Annotated in this window: 14 protein-coding genes and 1 pseudogene; 2 read left to right on the forward strand and 13 right to left on the reverse strand. The window is 45.6% G+C overall.

Going from position 1 to position 19686, the window contains the following annotated elements; translation table 11 throughout:
• Positions 1-358: 358 nt before the first annotated feature.
• From DW830_RS04950 to DW830_RS04965, 5 genes are all read right to left on the reverse strand, one after another.
• On the reverse strand, positions 359-1021 hold the full coding sequence (locus DW830_RS04950; RefSeq protein ID WP_119249116.1) for a hypothetical protein: 663 nt from the start codon (positions 1019-1021) through the stop codon (positions 359-361).
• Between the two features lie 207 nt (positions 1022-1228).
• Positions 1229-2095 (reverse strand): Rpn family recombination-promoting nuclease/putative transposase, encoded by an 867-nt coding sequence (locus tag DW830_RS04955; protein WP_119249117.1) that lies wholly within the window; start codon positions 2093-2095, stop codon positions 1229-1231.
• A 431-nt stretch (positions 2096-2526) separates the two neighbouring features.
• A complete protein-coding gene (locus DW830_RS16345; RefSeq protein ID WP_147487216.1) occupies positions 2527-2637 on the reverse strand; it encodes a DUF4248 domain-containing protein in 111 nt (36 codons plus the stop codon).
• Between the two features lie 26 nt (positions 2638-2663).
• Positions 2664-4436, reverse strand: coding sequence for an ATP-binding protein (locus tag DW830_RS04960; protein WP_199656062.1), 1773 nt, complete (start codon positions 4434-4436; stop codon positions 2664-2666).
• A 293-nt stretch (positions 4437-4729) separates the two neighbouring features.
• Positions 4730-5419: a hypothetical protein gene (locus DW830_RS04965; RefSeq protein ID WP_158573444.1), complete on the reverse strand. Its 690-nt coding sequence runs from the start codon at positions 5417-5419 to the stop codon at positions 4730-4732.
• A 539-nt stretch (positions 5420-5958) separates the two neighbouring features.
• Here DW830_RS04965 and DW830_RS04970 point away from each other — a divergent pair.
• Positions 5959-6393: a retropepsin-like aspartic protease gene (locus DW830_RS04970; RefSeq protein WP_119249120.1), complete on the forward strand. Its 435-nt coding sequence runs from the start codon at positions 5959-5961 to the stop codon at positions 6391-6393.
• A gap of 136 nt (positions 6394-6529) precedes the next feature.
• Here the strand turns inward: DW830_RS04970 and carB are convergent, their stop codons facing one another.
• The 8 genes and pseudogenes from carB to DW830_RS05010 form a co-directional block, all read right to left on the reverse strand.
• Entirely contained in the window at positions 6530-9763 is a 3234-nt protein-coding gene (carB, locus tag DW830_RS04975; RefSeq protein WP_119249121.1) for a carbamoyl-phosphate synthase (glutamine-hydrolyzing) large subunit, read from the reverse strand.
• 12 nt (positions 9764-9775) lie between these two features.
• Positions 9776-10851, reverse strand: a pseudogene (gene carA / locus DW830_RS04980) (glutamine-hydrolyzing carbamoyl-phosphate synthase small subunit).
• Between the two features lie 75 nt (positions 10852-10926).
• Positions 10927-12810 (reverse strand): amidophosphoribosyltransferase, encoded by a 1884-nt coding sequence (locus DW830_RS04985; protein ID WP_119249122.1) that lies wholly within the window; start codon positions 12808-12810, stop codon positions 10927-10929.
• A gap of 110 nt (positions 12811-12920) precedes the next feature.
• Complete coding sequence (gene glmS, locus DW830_RS04990) at positions 12921-14825, reverse strand: glutamine--fructose-6-phosphate transaminase (isomerizing) (RefSeq protein WP_119249123.1); 1905 nt, start codon at positions 14823-14825, stop codon at positions 12921-12923.
• Positions 14826-14884: 59 nt separating this feature from the next.
• Positions 14885-15682, reverse strand: coding sequence for a polysaccharide biosynthesis/export family protein (locus DW830_RS04995; protein ID WP_089545242.1), 798 nt, complete (start codon positions 15680-15682; stop codon positions 14885-14887).
• A gap of 120 nt (positions 15683-15802) precedes the next feature.
• Positions 15803-17254: a pyruvate kinase gene (pyk, locus tag DW830_RS05000; RefSeq protein WP_119249124.1), complete on the reverse strand. Its 1452-nt coding sequence runs from the start codon at positions 17252-17254 to the stop codon at positions 15803-15805.
• 227 nt (positions 17255-17481) lie between these two features.
• A complete protein-coding gene (locus DW830_RS05005; RefSeq protein WP_089545244.1) occupies positions 17482-18063 on the reverse strand; it encodes a LemA family protein in 582 nt (193 codons plus the stop codon).
• Between the two features lie 72 nt (positions 18064-18135).
• Entirely contained in the window at positions 18136-18969 is an 834-nt protein-coding gene (locus DW830_RS05010; RefSeq protein WP_119249125.1) for a TPM domain-containing protein, read from the reverse strand.
• 168 nt (positions 18970-19137) lie between these two features.
• On the opposite strand from DW830_RS05010, the gene DW830_RS05015 reads away from it, so the two are divergent.
• Positions 19138-19422, forward strand: a complete 285-nt coding sequence (locus DW830_RS05015; protein WP_089545246.1) for an HU family DNA-binding protein — start codon at positions 19138-19140, stop codon at positions 19420-19422.
• Positions 19423-19686 lie beyond the last annotated feature (264 nt).

A 19686-nucleotide genomic window follows, 5' to 3' on the forward strand; every position in this document is an offset into this window, starting at 1 on the left:
AAGATACGAAAAATATTTCATATATGCAAATATATAATGTTAATATTCAATAAGTTATAGTGATACACCATAGATATTGACGAGTAAAAGATTTAATGCGTCTGCCCTGTAGTTGTACGATAACAAGGGGTTGCCACTAGGCTCGACAGAGGTGCTGACAGCAGTCAGCAGACCTGCTGACTAGGCTCGGCAGAGGTGCTGAGCCTAGTAGCAACAGTTGGGAAGATACTTGATTGCACCCGACAAGATACTTACTTCAACCCAAAAGGATACTTACTTCAACCCAAAAGGATGCTTACTTGCACCCCAAAAGATACTTACTTGAACCCCAAAAGCCGTTTACTTCAACTTCCTATCATCATTCCTTCTTTCTCAAACGATAGATCGTAACAGGACCTTCTTTGGTAGCATACATTCTGGCTGCCGGTTCCTCACAGAGATCATTCAATACCTTATTGGCATGATAGCGGGTGACACCGAATTTGCGAATCATATCCTTCACCGTGATATATCCCTGCTGCTGGCAAATCTCCACAATGTCGGCAAACTCCTGATCCGCCTCCTTCGGAGCAAATTTCACATTCCAATACTGGCGACTACAACCGTTAGAACGACGTTTCAATCTTTCCAGGAATTCCTTTGTGGGCTGAATTTCCAAACCGCAGACAGCTACTTCGTTGGCAGGAATCAGGTCGCCCTCATGATAGGTCTTCTTCCATTCATTTCCCTCCTTATCCTTATGCTTCACCACGCCCAGTTTAGGCTTGACGATAAACATATCACCTACCCTCACCTCGTTGCCGTCAGCCAAGGCATAAAGCGTTTCATCCTCCAGCGTTTCCAATGCAGAGATAAAGGAGGAAACATTCATCGCACAATGATCGCGAACACGTTTCTCCATCTTCTCCTGGTCAACGACATCCCGCTTCACAAACATCGGATGTATCTGATACTTACCGCTTTCGTCCTTGAAGGGCGTGCGATGCTCCAAATAATTGATTGAACCTGTTGCTCTTGCCATATTCTTAGTTTTTTGATTCTTTAAAAGATTATGCACCCACCCAAGTGGTATTTGGACGCAACACAGAACGTAGATTTCATTCTTGCCGTGGGTATGAATTCACACTACCTGCTACTGCAGGTTTACGAATCTTTGCTTCCATCATAATGCTTACCAAAAATAATCCGATGAACTCTTAGTTTCTGATACTCAGTAATACGCTTTTTTTTATGAATTACGAAGATTCTCAATGATTTTCAAAGGTAGCAGAGTTGCCTTAGCAACCTGTTCTGCAGAAAGTCCCATAGCCAGCAAACGTTGGGCTGTTTCTGTATTAGCTTCTATTTTACCTTCTCTTTTACCTTCTCTTTTCGCAGTATCAATGGAATTCTTGATGTCACGATATGCCATCTTACTTGCTTCATACTCCCTCATTTCCTGCGGGGTAAACTTGGCAATCTCGGCTTCCTCAAAGAGACGGTCGAAAATCTTATCGCACAGCTCTTTCGGGCGCTGGGTAAGCTTATAGAGGTTCTTCAGCGCATAAAGCCATTTGTCATATAGCGTTTCCAATTCTTCCAGGGTCTTGTCGAACTTGGCAATCTCTACATAGATAAACTCCAGCTTATCATAGAATACCTTGTGGGTAGCAGTATCGCACAACTGTACATGATGGCGGATTTTCTCCTTGTCGAAGGCATCCTCGTTCATGTTGAAGTTGAGCAGGGCAACAGTATAGACATGATTGAGCTTGAAATCCCAGTCACTACCCTTGGGAGCCTGTTCACGAATAGGGAAAGTCGAGTAGAAGAGTGAGCGGTCCTTGAAATATGTTTGATAGGCATTCTGCATTTCTACGATGAATTTCTCGCCGTTTTCTCCTTCACAATACACGTCGAAGATGGCCTTTCGATCGGTATAGACATCTCCCACGTGCTCAGGATTCAGATACGCCACATCCTTCACAACCTGTCTGCCATTAAACAGGCTGTTGAGGAAGCAAATGAGCAAATCCTTGTTCATTGCCGTTCCAAAAATTCGCTTGAAGCCGAAATCGGTCAGCAGGCTGATGTATCTTTCCTCAATCTGTTTCATAAAATTGTCTCCTTATCATTTATCACTTGTTTGTTCCGAGATATTCGGTTTTCTTCTAAGTCTGCTGCAAAGATAAGGTTTTTATTCTTATTGAGCAAGAAAATCGTGGGATTTTTTCTTGAATTCAGCACTTCTGCTCCTCATACAGATATCAGGCTACTTCCAGAAAATCGGGAGAGCGGGATATCTTGACCACCACTGCACGGTGACGCACAAACTGCATACGGATGCGAGCAATGCTCTCCATATTCATGTAAATAATATTCAAAGAAGAGAGAATCAGGCGGAAACGCCCGAAAAATGGGGAAAAAAGAGATGGAGAATTTTCCCTTAAGGGTTTTTATTTTTTTCCTTAAGGGAAAATATATTTTTCCTTAAGGAAAAAGAAAGTTTCTCTTAAGAGATTTTTCCACCAAATTTAACTTGTAAAGTTATTTATTACTAACAAAGCTATACCCCCACTCCATAAACTCATCTCTCGCAGCATATCCCTTGGAACGGCTGTGAGGACAGTAGAGGTGAGCAAGCTCCTGCCAGCTCATCACTCTACGTTCTACGAACCTATCTTTTACTCTATTTCCTCTATTCTTGCCAACTCCCAGCCCTTAAACTGCATGATAATCTTATGAAGCGTTGTGCCCTGGCGAAGAGACTCAACCCTTGGAGCATCGGCATATCGCCTAATCTGTTCCACAGCATCCAACCATTGCTTCTCCGACTTCTTCATAGGGCTACCATCTTCCTTCAAGACATCCTTCAACTCTTCATCAAACTCCTTTCTGGAGAGAACCTTGAGTTCGATGATATAGCTGTGCTGACTGGCATAATGGGTATGATCAGGCAACAGGAAGAAATCACAATAGCCATGATTCAACTCCAATTCGGGAGCCGTGATGTAATAATCGTTGAGATTCAAGTATGCCATAAAGAAACCTTGCAGATTTCGCTCCGATTCTATTCCGTCACGCACAGAAGAAACCTTAGCGTAGGCATCAGCCATGAAACGCAGTCCTTCCTCCCATACTCCTTCATAAGCCATGTCGTAATAGTAATCCGTCAATCTGTTGGTATCTACATACGACTTTGCCTGATACTCTTCTTCCAAATATCCGTAATATTGTTTGCGAACATTATTATTAGGAATGCCCAAAATCAACTTAGAACCACGTGTACCCTTGATGGTCAACATACCATAATAAAACAGCAAACTTGGGAAGATTTCAGCCTTCGGTATCTGATAGGCAGAGAACTGTTCCTCCAGTTGGGCAACAATCTGTCCCTCTTCCGCAATCTTGTGGATGATACCCTTGCGCTCGCCATCCAACTTATCGAATTGTAAGAGCTTCTTCATCTTGCCATAATCGGTCTTGGTATTCGGGTCTATCATCTGCCGAGGAGAGCGTCCGTAATCCATGTAGTTGCGGAGATAGTAGAGCACCATGTCGCAATTAAACATTCTGACACTCTTATTCAATGCTTCTTCTGCAAAGCAATAGTTGTCGTACCAAGGCTTCATATCGTTGACGATGGCTTCCACATCACTATCTGCAGGAATGCTTCCCATCTCCTTATAATAAGTGAACATCTCGACTACATCCTTGGTAGAGAAGCCCAGCATCTCGTCGAACTCTGGCTTTACGGAGATATTCCATCCCACATTATACCCACTTGTCACATCATCCAGGGTTACAGGACTGACACCCATCATGAAGATGCGCTCGAAGTTTCCCTTGAACTTCTTGAAGACATCCCGATAGAAACCATCAGCATGAGTAATGGCATGATACACTTTCTCACCATGCTCATTGAGCACTACATTAGTAAAATTATCATATTCATCGATGATAAGATAAAGCTGAAAATGATTTGCCTTGGCTGCATCAAAGATTATCTGCATCTTATCAGCATACTGTGTCTTAGTCTTGATTTCCTGAACCTTCTTATCACCATAATATGCAGCATACTGCTCTGCAAAACTATCCAACTTGATACAGAGATAGGCGTTGAATCTTTCCTCCAAAACTTCTATCTTACCTGTAATTTGAGAAAAATCCAGGAACAGTACCTGGTAAATTCCTTGCAGGGATGTAGGATGCTGGCCTATCCACAAATTACCGAAGAGTTTTTCGAAATTCTCCTTCTGATTACAGTCATAGTAAGAGTAGAGCATACTGAGAAACAGGCTTTTTCCAAAACGACGGGGACGAACGAAGAAGAGATTGCGAGGCTGCTTCTCCAGCTCTGGCAAAAACATCGTCTTATCGACATAATATAGATTCTGACTCATCACCGTGGCGAAATCAGACACTCCGTATGGTACTTGTTTTACTTGCTGTTTCATCATGCTATGAAATTTAACCAGTTTATATGTGCAAAGTTACGGCTTTATTTTGAAACAACCAAAGTTTTCACGGCTTTTTTGTTTAAAATCGAGTAGCAGGAAAACGAAGTAGTTTTCTTCCTACTCTCGTTTTCCGAACTCTTACACCACCGTACGTGCCGTTCGGCATACGGCTGTTCCTATTTTTGGTGCCACTCAAGATATATCCTCATTAAAGTAGATTTCTCTTGGCATATGTCCTGCTAGTTTGAACAAGAATCTCCACAAGCCAACTTATTCTTGCAGTCTGCTACTTATGGCTTTACATTGATAAACTTTTGGTAGTCAGCTTCACTTATTTCAAAATATTGTTTGTCAATGTCCGCATCATGCGAGTTCTTTATGAACTTAAATCTGATAGAACAACCATCTGTTGCTTTATAAATAATGAAAGACAGTTTCAGTGGATACAACTTACTCATAGAAGTCTGGATGATGTCTTCGTCTATTATATTTCTTTCTAATTCACTTTTCATTGGAGCTAGAAGATTCAATATAATTGGTGAATTGGAAAGGTTTCGAAGTATCTTCATATCTTCCTCGGTAAACATTAAGAAAATCTTTTCTTTCCAATATTGCCAATCTTCACGAATATTAGGATATCTATATGCTCCGTTATATTTTTCCCATACCAAAACATAATAAGGAATATTATTTAGTTTTATAGTTTTAAATTGAAGACTAATAATATTGTTAAAACAATCTGACAAGAAGATGGCATTTTGTTTTGTCTGAGTTCTGATTTTTTTGCTAAGTTTTTTAGCTTTTATGCAGTTAACCCAGTCAATCCATTCACCTGTATTGTGGTCATAAGCCCAACCAATAACTTTGTTAAGTATTACCCCTTCATTGTTAAAATAAACTTTAGGCCGGTTCACTCTTTTTTGTCCTAAGCATGTTATAGAAAATACAATGCAAAGTGAAAGAATTAAATAACGTTTCATCTTATCCTAATTTCCGCAACACTATAATTTAACACTTTTTACAAGCACCCTAGCAACAAAAAGTTGCACAGATTTTTGCCATATCAGAAATTTCACTTATTTTAGTGTTGCATTTAAAAACAAATAAAACTCTGAATGACATGGCAAAAGTACAAATAAAATCTGAGAAAATCACTTCTTTTGAAGTTTTTTTTCGATTATAGAGTTATTTGATGCTGCAAAATTACGACTTCATTTTGACATACCAAAAGTTACCACTGCTTTTTTGGTGCACCCTTAACATTTGATTATAAATCTCAAAAATTACTAGAAAAGTTTGGTAGTTTCGAATATTCAGCGTATCTTTGCAACAATAATAAAAGAAAGGAAAGCTATATGGAAACAAAAGACAAGAAAATACAAGTTCATACCATAGACTACAAAGACATCGACAAGTTTTTTCCTGCTCGTAGCGAAATTACAATGTCTCCACTTCCGAAAGGACACATAGCACGACTCGCTACCATCCACAAGGTTAAGGCTCAATAAAAAACTTCAAGATGAAAAAGTCTATTACACAAAAATATCCAGCAAAGGCTGAAAGCATCCTGTCAAGTTGTTTTGTGATAAAACCTGCAACAAACAATAAACTTGAATATTGCGAAGCCAAGGATGTTCTTTGGGATACAGGTGCTACAAACACTATTATATCAAGAAACATAGCAGATGCTTTAGGACTGGAACCTATCCAAAAAGCCATAATTGCAGGAATTGGCGGAAATGTAGAGGCTTACACTTATAAAATAAGCCTATATTTTGCCAAAGAAGGTGCTTGGATAAAAGATTTGGAAGTTCTTGCCTGTGATTTGGAAGACAATGACATTATCATTGGCATGGACACTATTACACGAGGAGACTTAGCTATCACCAACAAAAATGGAGAAACATGGTTCTCTTTCCGTATTCCTTCACAAGAGCATATTGAATTTGAGTAAGACGTTTATTATCTAAAAAATCCCTGCCATAGGAAGCCTTTCCTACAGCAGGGATTTTTCTATTGGGAATCATCAAGAATGACTTAACTGTCAATTCTTAACTACTAACTATCAATTCTTAACTATTAACTATCAACTATTTATACTCTCCCCAAGCCTTGATGTCGATATCCTCGAGCTTAGTGGTGCAGAATGCATAGATGAACGCACTCGCCAGACGGCTGTTGGTAATCAATGGCACGTTCAGGTCGATGGCTGCACGACGAATCTTGTAACCATTGCTCAACTCGCTGCTGGTCAAGTTCTTTGGAATATTCACTACCATATCAATCTCGTGGTTGTGGAGCATCTCCAAAGCCTTAGGCGCACCGCCTTCTGCCTCCTCTGATGGCCAGAGTACACGGGTGTTCTCAATGCCGTTCTCGGTGAGGAACTTGCTACTACCACCAGTTGCATACAGCTTGTAACCATGCTTAACCAGCATCTGGGCAGCATCGAGCAAATCTACCTTCTGCTTGGCAGAACCTGTAGAAAGCAGGATGTTCTTGGCTGGAATGCGATGACCCACAGAAAGCATACTCTTCAAGAGAGCGGTAGATGTATCGTCGCCCAAGCAACCTACCTCACCTGTACTGCTCATATCCACACCCAATACAGGGTCTGCCTTCTGCAGACGGTTGAAGCTGAACTGGGATGCCTTGATACCTACATAGTCGAGATCGAAGAGGTTCTTGTGGGGCTTCTCTACTGGCAAACCGAGCATCACACGGGTAGCCAACTCGATGAGGTTAATCTTCAATACCTTGCTCACGAATGGGAACGAACGGCTGGCACGCAAGTTACACTCGATAACGAGAATATCATTGTCACGAGCCATGAACTGGATGTTGAACGGACCGTTGATGTGCAACTCCTTGGCAATCTGACGACCTACTCGCTTCACACGACGAACTGTCTCAACATACAACTTCTGAGGAGGGAACTGGATGGTTGCATCGCCTGAGTGAACACCGGCAAACTCGATGTGCTCGGAAATCGCATAGGCAATCACCTCGCCATTCTTTGCCACTGCATCCATCTCAATCTCCTTGGCATGTTCGATAAACTTACTTACTACCACTGGGTGATCCTCACTTACGTTGGCTGCCAACTGCAGGAATCGCTTCAGCTCTTCCTCATTAGAACATACGTTCATCGCAGCACCAGAAAGCACGTAGCTAGGACGAACCAATACTGGGAAACCTACACGCTCGATGAAGTTGTCGATGTCCTCCATAGAGGTCAGGGCGCTCCACTCTGGCTGGTTGATGCCGTTGTTGGTCAACATCTGAGAGAACTTGGCACGGTCCTCAGCATTATCGATGTCCTTGGCAGCAGTACCCAGGATTGGCACGTTCTGTGCATCCAGGTGCATAGCCAAGTTGTTTGGAATCTGACCACCGGTAGATACGATGACGCCATGAGGCTGCTCCATCTCGATGATATCCATCACACGCTCGAAGGTCAACTCGTCGAAGTAGAGACGGTCGCACATATCGTAGTCGGTAGATACGGTCTCTGGGTTGTAGTTGATCATCACTGAGCGCCAGCCTTCCTTGCGGATGGTGTTCAATGCCTGAACGCCACACCAGTCGAACTCTACGGAAGAACCGATGCGGTAAGCACCTGAACCGAGTACGATGATAGAACGGTGGTCGTTCTCGAAGGTGATGTCGCTCTTCACGCCAGCGTAAGTTACATAGAGGTAGTTGGTCTGAGCAGGATACTCTGCTGCCAGGGTATCAATCTGCTTCACTACAGGCAGGATGCCATAGCTCTTGCGCTTGTTGCGAACCAGGAGGGCAGCCTTGTGCATATTGCCCAACTCCTGCTCCAAGCCAACGGCACGGGCTACCTGGAAGTCGGTGAAACCATAAACCTTAGCAGAACGGAGCAGATTCTGACCGATGGTATTGATGTTGCACTTCTTCATCGCCTCGTCGATGTCGATGATGTGCTTCAACTTCTCCAGGAACCACTTGTCAATCTTGGTCAAGTCGTGAATCTGATCTACGGTATAGCCCTTGTGCATTGCCTTTGAAATCACGAATACACGCTTATCTGTTGGCTCCCGCAAAGCTGCATCGATATCGTCGATTTCAAGCTCCTTGTTCTCTACGAAGCCGTGCATGCCCTGACCAATCATACGAAGACCCTTCTGGATGGCCTCCTCGAAGTTGCGGCCGATGGCCATTACCTCACCTACTGACTTCATAGATGAACCCAACTCCTTATCTACGCCACGGAACTTAGACAAGTCCCAACGAGGAATCTTACAAACTACGTAGTCCAATGCTGGCTCAAAGAAGGCTGATGTGGTCTTGGTTACAGAGTTCTTCAACTCGAACAGACCGTAACCCATACCGAGCTTGGCTGCAACGAAGGCAAGAGGATAACCGGTAGCCTTAGAAGCCAAGGCAGATGAACGGCTCAAGCGGGCATTCACCTCAATCACGCGATAGTCCTCGCTCTTAGGGTCGAAGGCATACTGCACGTTACACTCACCCACGATTCCGATGTGACGGATAATCTTGATGGCGAGGGCACGGAGCTTATGATACTCAGCATTGCTCAGGGTCTGAGATGGAGCGATGACGATACTCTCACCGGTATGGATTCCCAGTGGGTCGAAGTTCTCCATGTTACAAACTGTGATACAGTTGTCGTAACGGTCACGAACCACCTCATACTCAATCTCCTTCCAGCCCTTCAAGCTCTTCTCTACCAATACCTGTGGAGAGAATGAGAAAGCCTTCTCAGCGAGCTTGTTCAGCTCCTCCTCGTTGTCTGCGAAACCGGAACCGAGTCCACCCAAGGCGTAAGCAGCACGGATGATGACAGGATAACCGAGCTCGGCAGCAGCCTTGCGGGCCTGCTCGATGTTCTCGCAAGCCTCGCTCTTGATGGTCTTCACGTTGATTTCATCCAGCTTCTCTACGAAGAGCTCACGGTCCTCGGTATCCATAATAGCCTGAACAGGAGTACCCAACACCTTGACATTATATTTCTCCAGAATGCCCTGGCGATAGAGTTCCACACCACAGTTGAGGGCAGTCTGACCACCGAAGCTGAGGAGGATTCCGTCTGGCTTTTCCTTCTGGATGACACGCTCTACGAAGTATGGCTGCACTGGCAGGAAGTAAATCTGGTCGGCAACACCTTCTGATGTCTGTACGGTTGCGATATTCGGGTTGATGAGCACAGTCTCGATACCTTCCTCGCGCAATGCCTTCAGGGCCTGCGAACCTGAGTAGTCGAACTCACCTGCTTCACCGATCTTCAAGGCTCCAGAACCTAAGAGGAGCACCTTCTTTATATTTTCGTCTTTCATCTTTTTTCCTAATTATTTAAGTGTTTCTACAAACTTATCAAACATGAACTCAGTATCCACAGGGCCTGAGCAAGCCTCTGGGTGGAACTGGCTTGAGAACCAAGGGTTCACCTTGTGGCGGATACCCTCGTTAGAGCCATCATTCATATTTACAAAAAGCTCCTCCCAGTCGTTGCCCAATGTCTTGGCATCCACGGCATAACCGTGGTTCTGAGAGGTGATGTAGCAATTGTTGGTTCCTACCATGCGCACTGGCTGGTTGTGTGAACGGTGACCATACTTCAACTTGTAGATAGTAGCACCAGCTGCCTTTGAAAGCAACTGGTTACCCATACAGATACCGCAGATAGGCTTGCGGCTCTGGCTGATTTGCTTGCGAATAATGTTTACTGCATCCTCACACATGTCTGGGTCGCCAGGACCATTGGCAAGGAACAGGCCGTCGAAGTCCATATCGGTGTAATCGTAATTCCAAGGCACACGAATCACCTCAACGCCTCTGTTGATGAGGCAACGGATGATGTTTGCCTTCACACCGCAGTCAACGAGTACCACCTTCTTGCCGGCACCCTCGTTGTAACGGATAATCTCCTTGCAGCTCACCTGGTCAACGAAGTTACACCCTCGTAGTTAGCCTCAGGGATATTGTCTGGTTCATCATCAAAGAGAATCTTACCCATCATCACACCATGCTCACGAAGCACCTTAGTCAACTCACGGGTGTCGATGCCTGTGATTCCTGGCACCTTTTCGCGCTTCAACCAGTCGGCAAGACTCTCCACAGCATTCCAGTGGCTGTACTGCTCGCTGTAATCATTCACGATGATGGCAGAAGCATAAATCTTGTCACTCTCCATGAAGGTTGGCAAACCGTTCTCCTCGAAAGTAAATGGTGACACACCATAGTTTCCCACGAGAGGGAATGTAAGTGTCATCAACTGACCGGCGTAAGAAGGGTCGGTCAAACTCTCTGGATATCCCATCATGGCTGTGTTGAACACAACCTCGCCCGCTACAGGAGCATCATATCCAAAAGATTTGCCATGGAACTTGGTTCCATCGCTCAAAACTAAGGTTACTTTTTTCATATCTGACATTTGATTCTTTTATTTCATACTTATAAGAGCAAATGAATTCTTCACTCTTCGTTCTTCACTCTTCACTTATTTATGATAAACGTTTTCGATATAGTTCACAAACGACTGGTTGCAGAGTTTCGTGCCGCCTGGGGTTGGATAATGACCGGTGAAATACCAGTCGCCCTTGTGGTTTGGAATCGCCTCGCGCAAGCCCTCGATGCTCTGGAACACGAGCTGGATAGGAGTGGTCATGCCCTCTGGGCGAAGCATCTCTACTATCTTCTCGTTGATTTCCTCGATGGTGAATGGCTTGTAGATGGCGCGCACCGGGTTCACCTGCTCTTCCTTCGGCTTGGCAAGTTCTAACTTGCATGCCTCGTAGGTCTGCTCGATGAGGTCCTCCATCTTTCTGTCTTTCAGCAGCTGGATGGCTGCACGGAACACGCAGAACTCTTCCAGTCTTGCCATATCGATGCCGTAATAATCCGGATAGCGGATCTGAGGGGCACTGGATACGACTACTATCTTCTTAGGATGCAGACGGTCGAGGATGCGCAGGATGCTCTCCTTCAGGGTAGTACCGCGCACGATACTGTCGTCGATGATAACGAGATTATCCACATTCGGCTCGATGCTTCCGTAGGTTACATCATACACGTGGCTCGCCAGGTCGTTGCGGCTGTTGCCCTCGGTGATGAAGGTACGGAGCTTGATATCCTTCCATGCAATCTTCTCCGAACGGACGAAATCGCCGAGAATATCGTATAATTCTTCCTTAGATGGAATATGGTCGAGGTTGGCAATCTGTTCTATCTTGCTTTCGTTGAGATACTTCTTGAAACCACTCAGCATGCCATAGTAAGCCACCTCGGCTGTGTTCGGGATGTAGCTGAACACGGTGTGATCTACATCGTAATCCACAGCTTTCAGGATAGGCTGGGTCAACTGCTCGCCCAATTGTTTTCGCTCCTGATAAATATCCTTGTCGGAACCACGACTGAAGTAGATGCGTTCGAAAGAGCAGGCTGAATCACCCTTCTGCTCCATGATGCGCTCGATGCTGCACTCGCCGTTCTTCTTCACGAGAAGTGCCGTGCCCGGCATCAGTTCCTGCACATCCTCTGCCTCCAGGTCGAAGGTGGTCTGAAGCACAGGTCGCTCGCTGGCTACTACCACGATTTCATCGTTCTTGTAATAGAATGCAGGACGGATGCCCCATGGGTCACGCATGGAAAACATCTCGCCCGAACCGGTGATACCGCAGACCACATAACCGCCGTCGAAGTTCTTCATCGTGGTCTTGAGCACGTTGCTCATCTTCACGTGGTCTTCGATGTAGTTGGTGATGTCGGTGTTCTCCATCTCCATCGCCTTGGCTGCCACGAAGTTTCGCTCCACCTCTCTGTCAAGTCGGTGGCCCATCAGTTCGAGCATGATGTAGGTATCGCTGTAGATGCGAGGGCTCTGTCCCTGCTTGGTCAGTTCCTGGAAGATTTCATCTACGTTGGTCATGTTGAAGTTGCCGCAAAGGCAGAGGTTCTTTGCCTTCCAGTTGTTGCGGCGCAGGAAAGGGTGTACATACTGTATGCCACTCTTTCCGGTGGTACTGTAGCGCAGGTGTCCCATGTAGAGTTCGCCTGCGAAAGGCAGTTCCTCTTGGGCAAACTTAGCATCAGCAAGCTGCTCGGGAGTCAAGTCCTTGAAGTTGGCATTCGCCTTGCCGAAGATTTCGGTCACGGCGTTCTTGCCCTCCGCACGCTCACGAAACATATACTCGTGTCCTGGCTTTCCGCCCAGTTTGACACAAGCCATACCAGCACCCTCCTGTCCACGGTTGTGCTGCTTCTCCATCATCAGATAGAGCTTGTTGAGTGCGTACATCCAAGTACCGTACTTCTGCTGGTAATACTCCAGTGGCTTGAGCAATCTGATCATTGCCACGCCACACTCATGTTTCAATGGTTCCATACTCTTTAAATTATCCTTTATCTTATTTAGTTAAATCTGAATATACCTATCCGAGGGATACCCCTCCAAAAAAAGGGAAACGTCAAGAAACGACGATTCCCTTTATATTTTTATTCGACAGTAACTGACTTGGCCAAATTTCTAGGTTGGTCAACATTCTTACCCTTACATACAGCTACATGGTAAGCTAGCAGCTGCAAAGGAATGGTAGCCAACAATGGCTCCAGGCACTCCAGAGTCTCAGGGAGTTCAATCACTTCGTCGGCAATCTTGGAAATGGTTTCATCGCCCTTGCTGACAATGGCAATGACACGACCCTGACGGGCCTTAATCTCCTGGATATTAGACAAGACCTTCTCGTACATGAAGTTGTGGGTAGCAATGACAACCACTGGCATATCGCTGTCAATCAAGGCGATAGGACCATGTTTCATCTCCGCTGCCGGATAACCCTCAGCGTGGATGTAGCTAATCTCCTTCAACTTCAAAGCGCCCTCCAGGGCTACAGGATACTGGAATCCACGGCCCAGATAGATAAAATTGCGAGCGTACGTAAAGGTACGGCTCAAGTCAGCTATCTTATTGTTGAGCTTCAGCACCTCCTTCATCTTTGAAGGAATGTTCCAGAGCTGCTCTGTAATCTTCTGATATTCGTTTTCGCTGATGGTTCCCTTCTCCTTACCGATGGCAAGTGCCAGGAGGATAAGGACGGTAACCTGACCAGTGAATGCCTTGGTTGAGGCAACACCTATCTCCGGACCTACGTGAATATAGGTACCCGTATCTGTCTCTCGTGCGATGGAAGAACCGATGGAGTTACAGATACCATAGATAAACGCACCGCTCTCCTTGGCAAGCTTGATGGCAGCCAAGGTATCAGCGGTTTCACCACTCTGGGAGATGGCAATAACCACGTCGTCCTTCGTTACCACAGGATTGCGGTAACGGAACTCAGATGCATATTCCACTTCTACTGGAATGCGGCAATAGTTTTCTATCATCTGTTTGCCGATGAGTCCAGCGTGCCATGATGTTCCGCAAGCCACGATGATGATTCGCTTGGCGTTGAGGAGCTGCTGGCGATGGTCGGTGATAGAACTGAGCACTACGCCCATCTCTGTCTCCGTCTTGCAGGTTGTATCGTCGCCGTCGGTCATCACACGGGTTTCCACGGTGCGGCTCACCACACGGCCACGCATACAGTTGCGCAGACACTCAGGCTGCTCGAAGATTTCCTTCAGCATGAAGTGAGGGAAACCACCTTTCTCAATCTGACCTAGATCGATATCCACGGTCTGTACCTCAGGGTTGAGCTTTACGTTCTGGATGTTCACCACCTGCAATTCCTGTCCGAGGCGCATCACGGCGATGTTGCCATCCTCCAGGTAAACCACCTTGTCGGTATATTCGATGATAGGGCTGGCATCCGAACCGAGATAGAACTCTCCGTCCTCGCCAATACCCACCACCAGCGGGCTCTGCTTGCGGGCAGCGATAATCTGGTCAGGGTTACGCTTGTCGAGAATAGCGATGGCGTAAGCGCCAATCACCTGACGGAGCGCAACCTGAACGGCGGTCAACAAATCAAGATCCTTCTTCACCTGGATGTATTCAATGAGCTGTACGAGCACCTCAGTATCGGTCTCGCTCTTGAACTCCACCCCCTTTGCCATCAGGTTCTTCTTGATGTCGGCATAGTTCTCGATAATACCATTATGAATCATGGCAAGGTTCTTGCTTGAAGAATAATGAGGATGAGCATTCACAGCTGAAGGCTCTCCATGGGTAGCCCAACGTGTATGGGCAATACCTACATGTCCTGAAATATCCTTGTCAGCGCAGAACGCTTCCAAATCTGCCACCTTGCCCTTTGCCTTATATACATTCAAAGAGCCGTCATTGCTAATAAGGGCAACTCCCGCAGAATCGTATCCGCGGTACTCCAGACGCTTCAAGCCCTTGATGAGGGCTGGATAAGCGTCTCCCTTACCTAAATATCCTACTATGCCACACATACTTATCTATATTTATGTTGTATTTCCGTTTGTTATTCCTGACCTTTTATCCCTTGCTGTTATCGCAGGATGTTGACAACCAATGATGCAACTGATGTCAAAATACTTACAGCAGAGAACCAGAGTGATGTGGCAGAACCAATAGCTGAGTTCTGTGCCTTCACCTTGTTAGGCTCTACATAGATAACATCATTCTGCTGCAGATAGAAATATGGAGAGTTGATGATGTTAGCATCATTCAAGTTCAGATAATGAATATGCTTCTCTCCCTGAGCATCCTCACGGATCAGCATCACATTCTCGCGCTTACCATAGATGGTCAAATCGCCAGCAGAAGCCAAGGCCTCGATGATGCTCATCTTTTCCTGAGGGACGGTTACTACTCTTGGAGCATTGACTTCACCCGTAACTACTACACGGTAACTTGCCATTCTTACCGTAACGATAGGATTCTCCTTATCTGACATGTATGGACGAACCTTATTCTTGATCAATTCCTCGCACTGGTTCTTGGACAAACCAGCTACATGAAGCTGACCAACAACCGGGAACTGAATATTACCATTGTTATCTACCAGGTAACCCAAGAGGGTTGGGGTACTTGTCAACTGTCCTTCCATACCAGTGGTCTTGGAGACAGTAAGGTTGAAAGGCATTGCAGCCTTTGGATCGGTAGTAGAAACGGTAATAGTTAATTCGTCCTTAGGCATAATCTTGGCGTCATAAAGCATCTTTGAAGCTGCTAGACTCACCTGATCAGCATTCTGGAAATAAGCTACGTTCTTGGTGCTTCCGCAACTGCTAAGCATCAAGACCATTGTCAAAGCGACAAGCGCTGAATAAATGACTTTTTTCATTCTCAACAAATTTCGTTATAAAATATTGGTGCAAAATTACAGCATTTTTTTGAATACTGCAAATTTTTGCACCAATATTTACTCCATCACATTATTTTTCTTAAAATAATGCCCTTTTTACTAGTCTTCAATGCCGTTTGATGGCAAATTGAAGGTATAGCTGTTATCGAAGATCTTCTTCACCTTGTTGATTTCTACGAAGGTGGTTCCTCCACCCTCACCGAAGCTACCACTCAGGTAAGCAATCTTATCTTCCTCGCCCAGGTAACCCTTCTGGCGGAGCATACGTACCGCTGCGGTAAACATAGCCTTGACAGAAACCTGATCCTTCTGATGGATTGGAATAATACCATAGCTCAGGTTCAACCAGCGCTGAAGCTTCTCCTTGTAACAGATGGCAAGCACAGGGTTAGGACCACGGAACGAAGCCAGGCAGCGGGCAGTCTGACCCGTCTCACCATCGGTGATGATGCCGGCAACGCCCAACTTCTTGGTTGCCTCAATGGCTGCATGAGCCAGGAAGAGCTTCTGGTCGATCTTTCCATCCTCCATCGGATCAATGTCGTTGAGAGGCGACTTGTCCTTCTCTGCCTGCTCTGCAATGCGCGCCATGGTCTGAACAGCCTCTACCGGATACTTACCGCTGGCTGTTTCGCCCGAAAGCATCAGGGCATCTGTACGGTAGAAGATTGCGTTGGCAATATCTGTAACCTCGGCACGTGTAGGACGAGGATTCTTAATCATGGTGTGGAGCATCTGGGTAGCTACGATTACCGGCTTCTGAGCCTTCACGCACTTGGCAATGATGCGGCGCTGGATACCAGGGATTCTCTCAATAGGCACCTCAATACCCAGGTCACCACGGGCAATCATGATGCCATAGCAGGCATCGATGATCTCATCGATGTTATCTACACCCTCCTGGTTCTCGATCTTAGAGATGATCTTGATGTCGCTGTGGTGAGCATCGAGAATATCCTGCACGGCCTTTACATCTGCTACATTGCGCACGAATGAGTGAGCAATGAAATCAATATCCAGTTCGATGGCAAGCTCGATGTTTCTGCGGTCTTTCTCAGTAAGCGCAGGCAGGTCGATGTGCTCGCCCGGTACGTTCACGCTCTTGTGAGCCCCCAGTATTCCCTCGTTCTGCACCTCAGCCACGAGCATAGGACCCTGAATATCAACAACCTTCATGTCGAGTTCGCCATCATCAAACAAGATGTCGTCGCCCACCTTCAAATCGGCAGCAATATCAGGATAGCTCAAGTTCACGGTATCATGAGAAGAATCTACATCAGGACGACCGAAGATTTTCACCACGTCACCTATATTATAATGTATAGGCTCCTTTACGTCGGTAGTGCGCACCTCCGGACCCTTGGTATCAATCATGATACCAATATGTGGAGATACAGCTCTAACGTTCTTGACAATGGTACGGATTCCATCTTCTGTAGCATGTGCGGTATTCATACGAACTACGTTCATACCCGCAAAAAACAGTTTTCGGATAAAATCTTGATCGCATCTGCGATCGCTGATGGAAGCAACAATCTTTGTTTGTTTCATATTTGTAATTACCTTATAGAAATTTCAATGTTATCGTGACATTTCTGCCACTTTTCTCAAATTTTGTGCAAAGATACAAAGAAAATCTGAAATACGAATCATCTGAAATACAAAATATATATAAAATATGGCGATTGTAACAGATTGAAAGGAAGCGATAACAAAAAATCCAGCCAAAAGGATGTTTATCTCCCTTTGGCTGGATTCCTTACTGATTCATCCGGTGCCTAGATATCCAGGTCTGGAGCCTTCTCGGCACCAGCTGCTGCTTCAAACTTAGGCATTACATTGAAATTGAAGATGCCGGCGATGATGGCATTAGGCATCTTTCTAACCGTCTGGTTATAAGACTGTACAGCCTCATTATACTTACGGCGAGCCTCGCTGATTCGATTCTCAGTGCCTTCCTCCTGAACCTGGAGAGCCTTAAAATTCTCGCTTGCCTTCAACTCAGGATATCTTTCAGCCACCAGCATCAGCTTGGAGAAGGCATTTGCCAACTCACCCTGAGCAGCTGCATACTGCTTCATGCTAGCCTCCGTGAGATTATTCACATCCAGCTTCACCTGGCCTACAGAAGCACGAGCCTTGGTCACCTCCTCGAAGGTCTCCTTCTCGTGCTTGGCATAAGCCTTTACGATCTTAGCCAACTGAGGCATCATATCGGCACGACGCTGATACTGAGCCTGCATGTTAGACAACTCGGTAGTAGCCTTCTCCTGCTCTCCTACCATACCATTATAACCACTGAACACCCAGAGCACCAACACTACGATGACGCCTAAGATAATCCATCCTGTTTTCTTCATACTTTTCAATTATTGATTAATGATTATTGATTAATTATTATCTACCAATTATAAACTATTAGCTATCAGCAACTACCAGCTTCCGCCGGAGCCGCCGCCAGAGAATGTTCCGCCGCCAAAGGAGCCGCCCGAGAAGCCGCCTCCTCCACCACCGGAGAAGCCTCCGCCGCCCATGAAGAACGGCGGCAACCAGTCGTCATCATCATTTCTTCTTCGCGACTGTTTTCTCCCCTTTCCCTTCGGTCTTGGTTTAACCAGACCCACCTGCTCCAGGATGTAACGGACGAAGTAATAGATCGGGATTCCGAAAAAGAGAAGGAACAGGATAACGACCAGTGCCCAATCCTCTTCATCATTCACCGTCCCCTCATCTACCGATTCAATTCCGGTGCGCCCGTTTTTCACCTTATTATATATAGCACGGCTCACAGAGGCAACAGCCTCGCCTGGGGCATCCTCGCGCATGTATTTCACGATGCAGGCACGGGCAATATCATCGCAGTCCACATCCGTCAGCTCTCCCTCCAGTCCGCTGCCGGGAGCGATGAAGTACTTGTGGTCTTCCACTGCAATCACGATAACCAGTCCCCTGCGGCTCTTCTTGTAGCCGATGCCATACTTGTTGCCCACATCCTGCGCCATCCTGAAAGCATCCTGGTTAGCCACCCTGCCCACGATGATGAGCACATTCTGCACACCACACTCCAGCTTCAGCTTCTGCAGGTAGAAATTAGCCGAATCCTTGAGCGCCCTATCCACATAGCCATCGGGATCGGAAACATACTGCGTGGAGTCCTGGAGGAAGGGAATCGGCACATTATCCGCATTCCACTCCTCTTTGGCAGACAGCGATAATACGCTGAAAGCCATCCATATCATCACTAAAAAATGTCTCTTAAAAGCCATAAATTCTCAATTTTAGTGCAAAAATACAGAATAAAAACCTAATATGCAAATACTTAGAGCATTTTTTTTGCAAAAAAAGCCTTAACTATTTTGTTATATCGCAAAAAACTTGTATCTTTGCACACCGATTTGAGATTATTAAGTATAAAAATAAATAAAAGAAGAGAAATGACCAAAGCAGATATCATAAATGAAGTAGCAATCGCTACTGGTATGGCTAAGAAGGAAGTTAGCATAGTAGTAGAGTCGTTCATGGAGGAGGTGAAGAAGAGCCTCATCCAGAACAAGGAGAATGTTTACCTGCGTGGCTTCGGTAGCTTCAACATCAAGCACCGTGCAGCTAAGACCGCTCGCAACATCTCTAAGAACACCACTCTCACCATCCCAGCTCACGATTTGCCAAGCTTCAAGCCATCTAAGAGCTTCATCGAGGAGATGCAGAACGCTCAGTAAGAGAATTAACATTTTTATAATAACAATATTTTAAAATTTTAAAATCATGCCAAACGGAAAGAAAAAGAAGGGCCACAAGATGGCTACTCACAAGCGTAAAAAGAGATTACGTAAGAACAGACATAAGAGCAAGTAAGCTTTTCTAGAAGCAGAAAATGCTCTCAGTCGGTTCCACAGACTGAGGGGGCGTGTCATATCAACATGGATAGGCATGCCCCTTTTTGTAAAGTGTTATTAGTAACTTTAAGTAAAAAGATTATTGAA

The organism is Prevotella sp. AM34-19LB (genome assembly GCF_003468525.1).
GTDB lineage: Bacteria > Bacteroidota > Bacteroidia > Bacteroidales > Bacteroidaceae > Prevotella.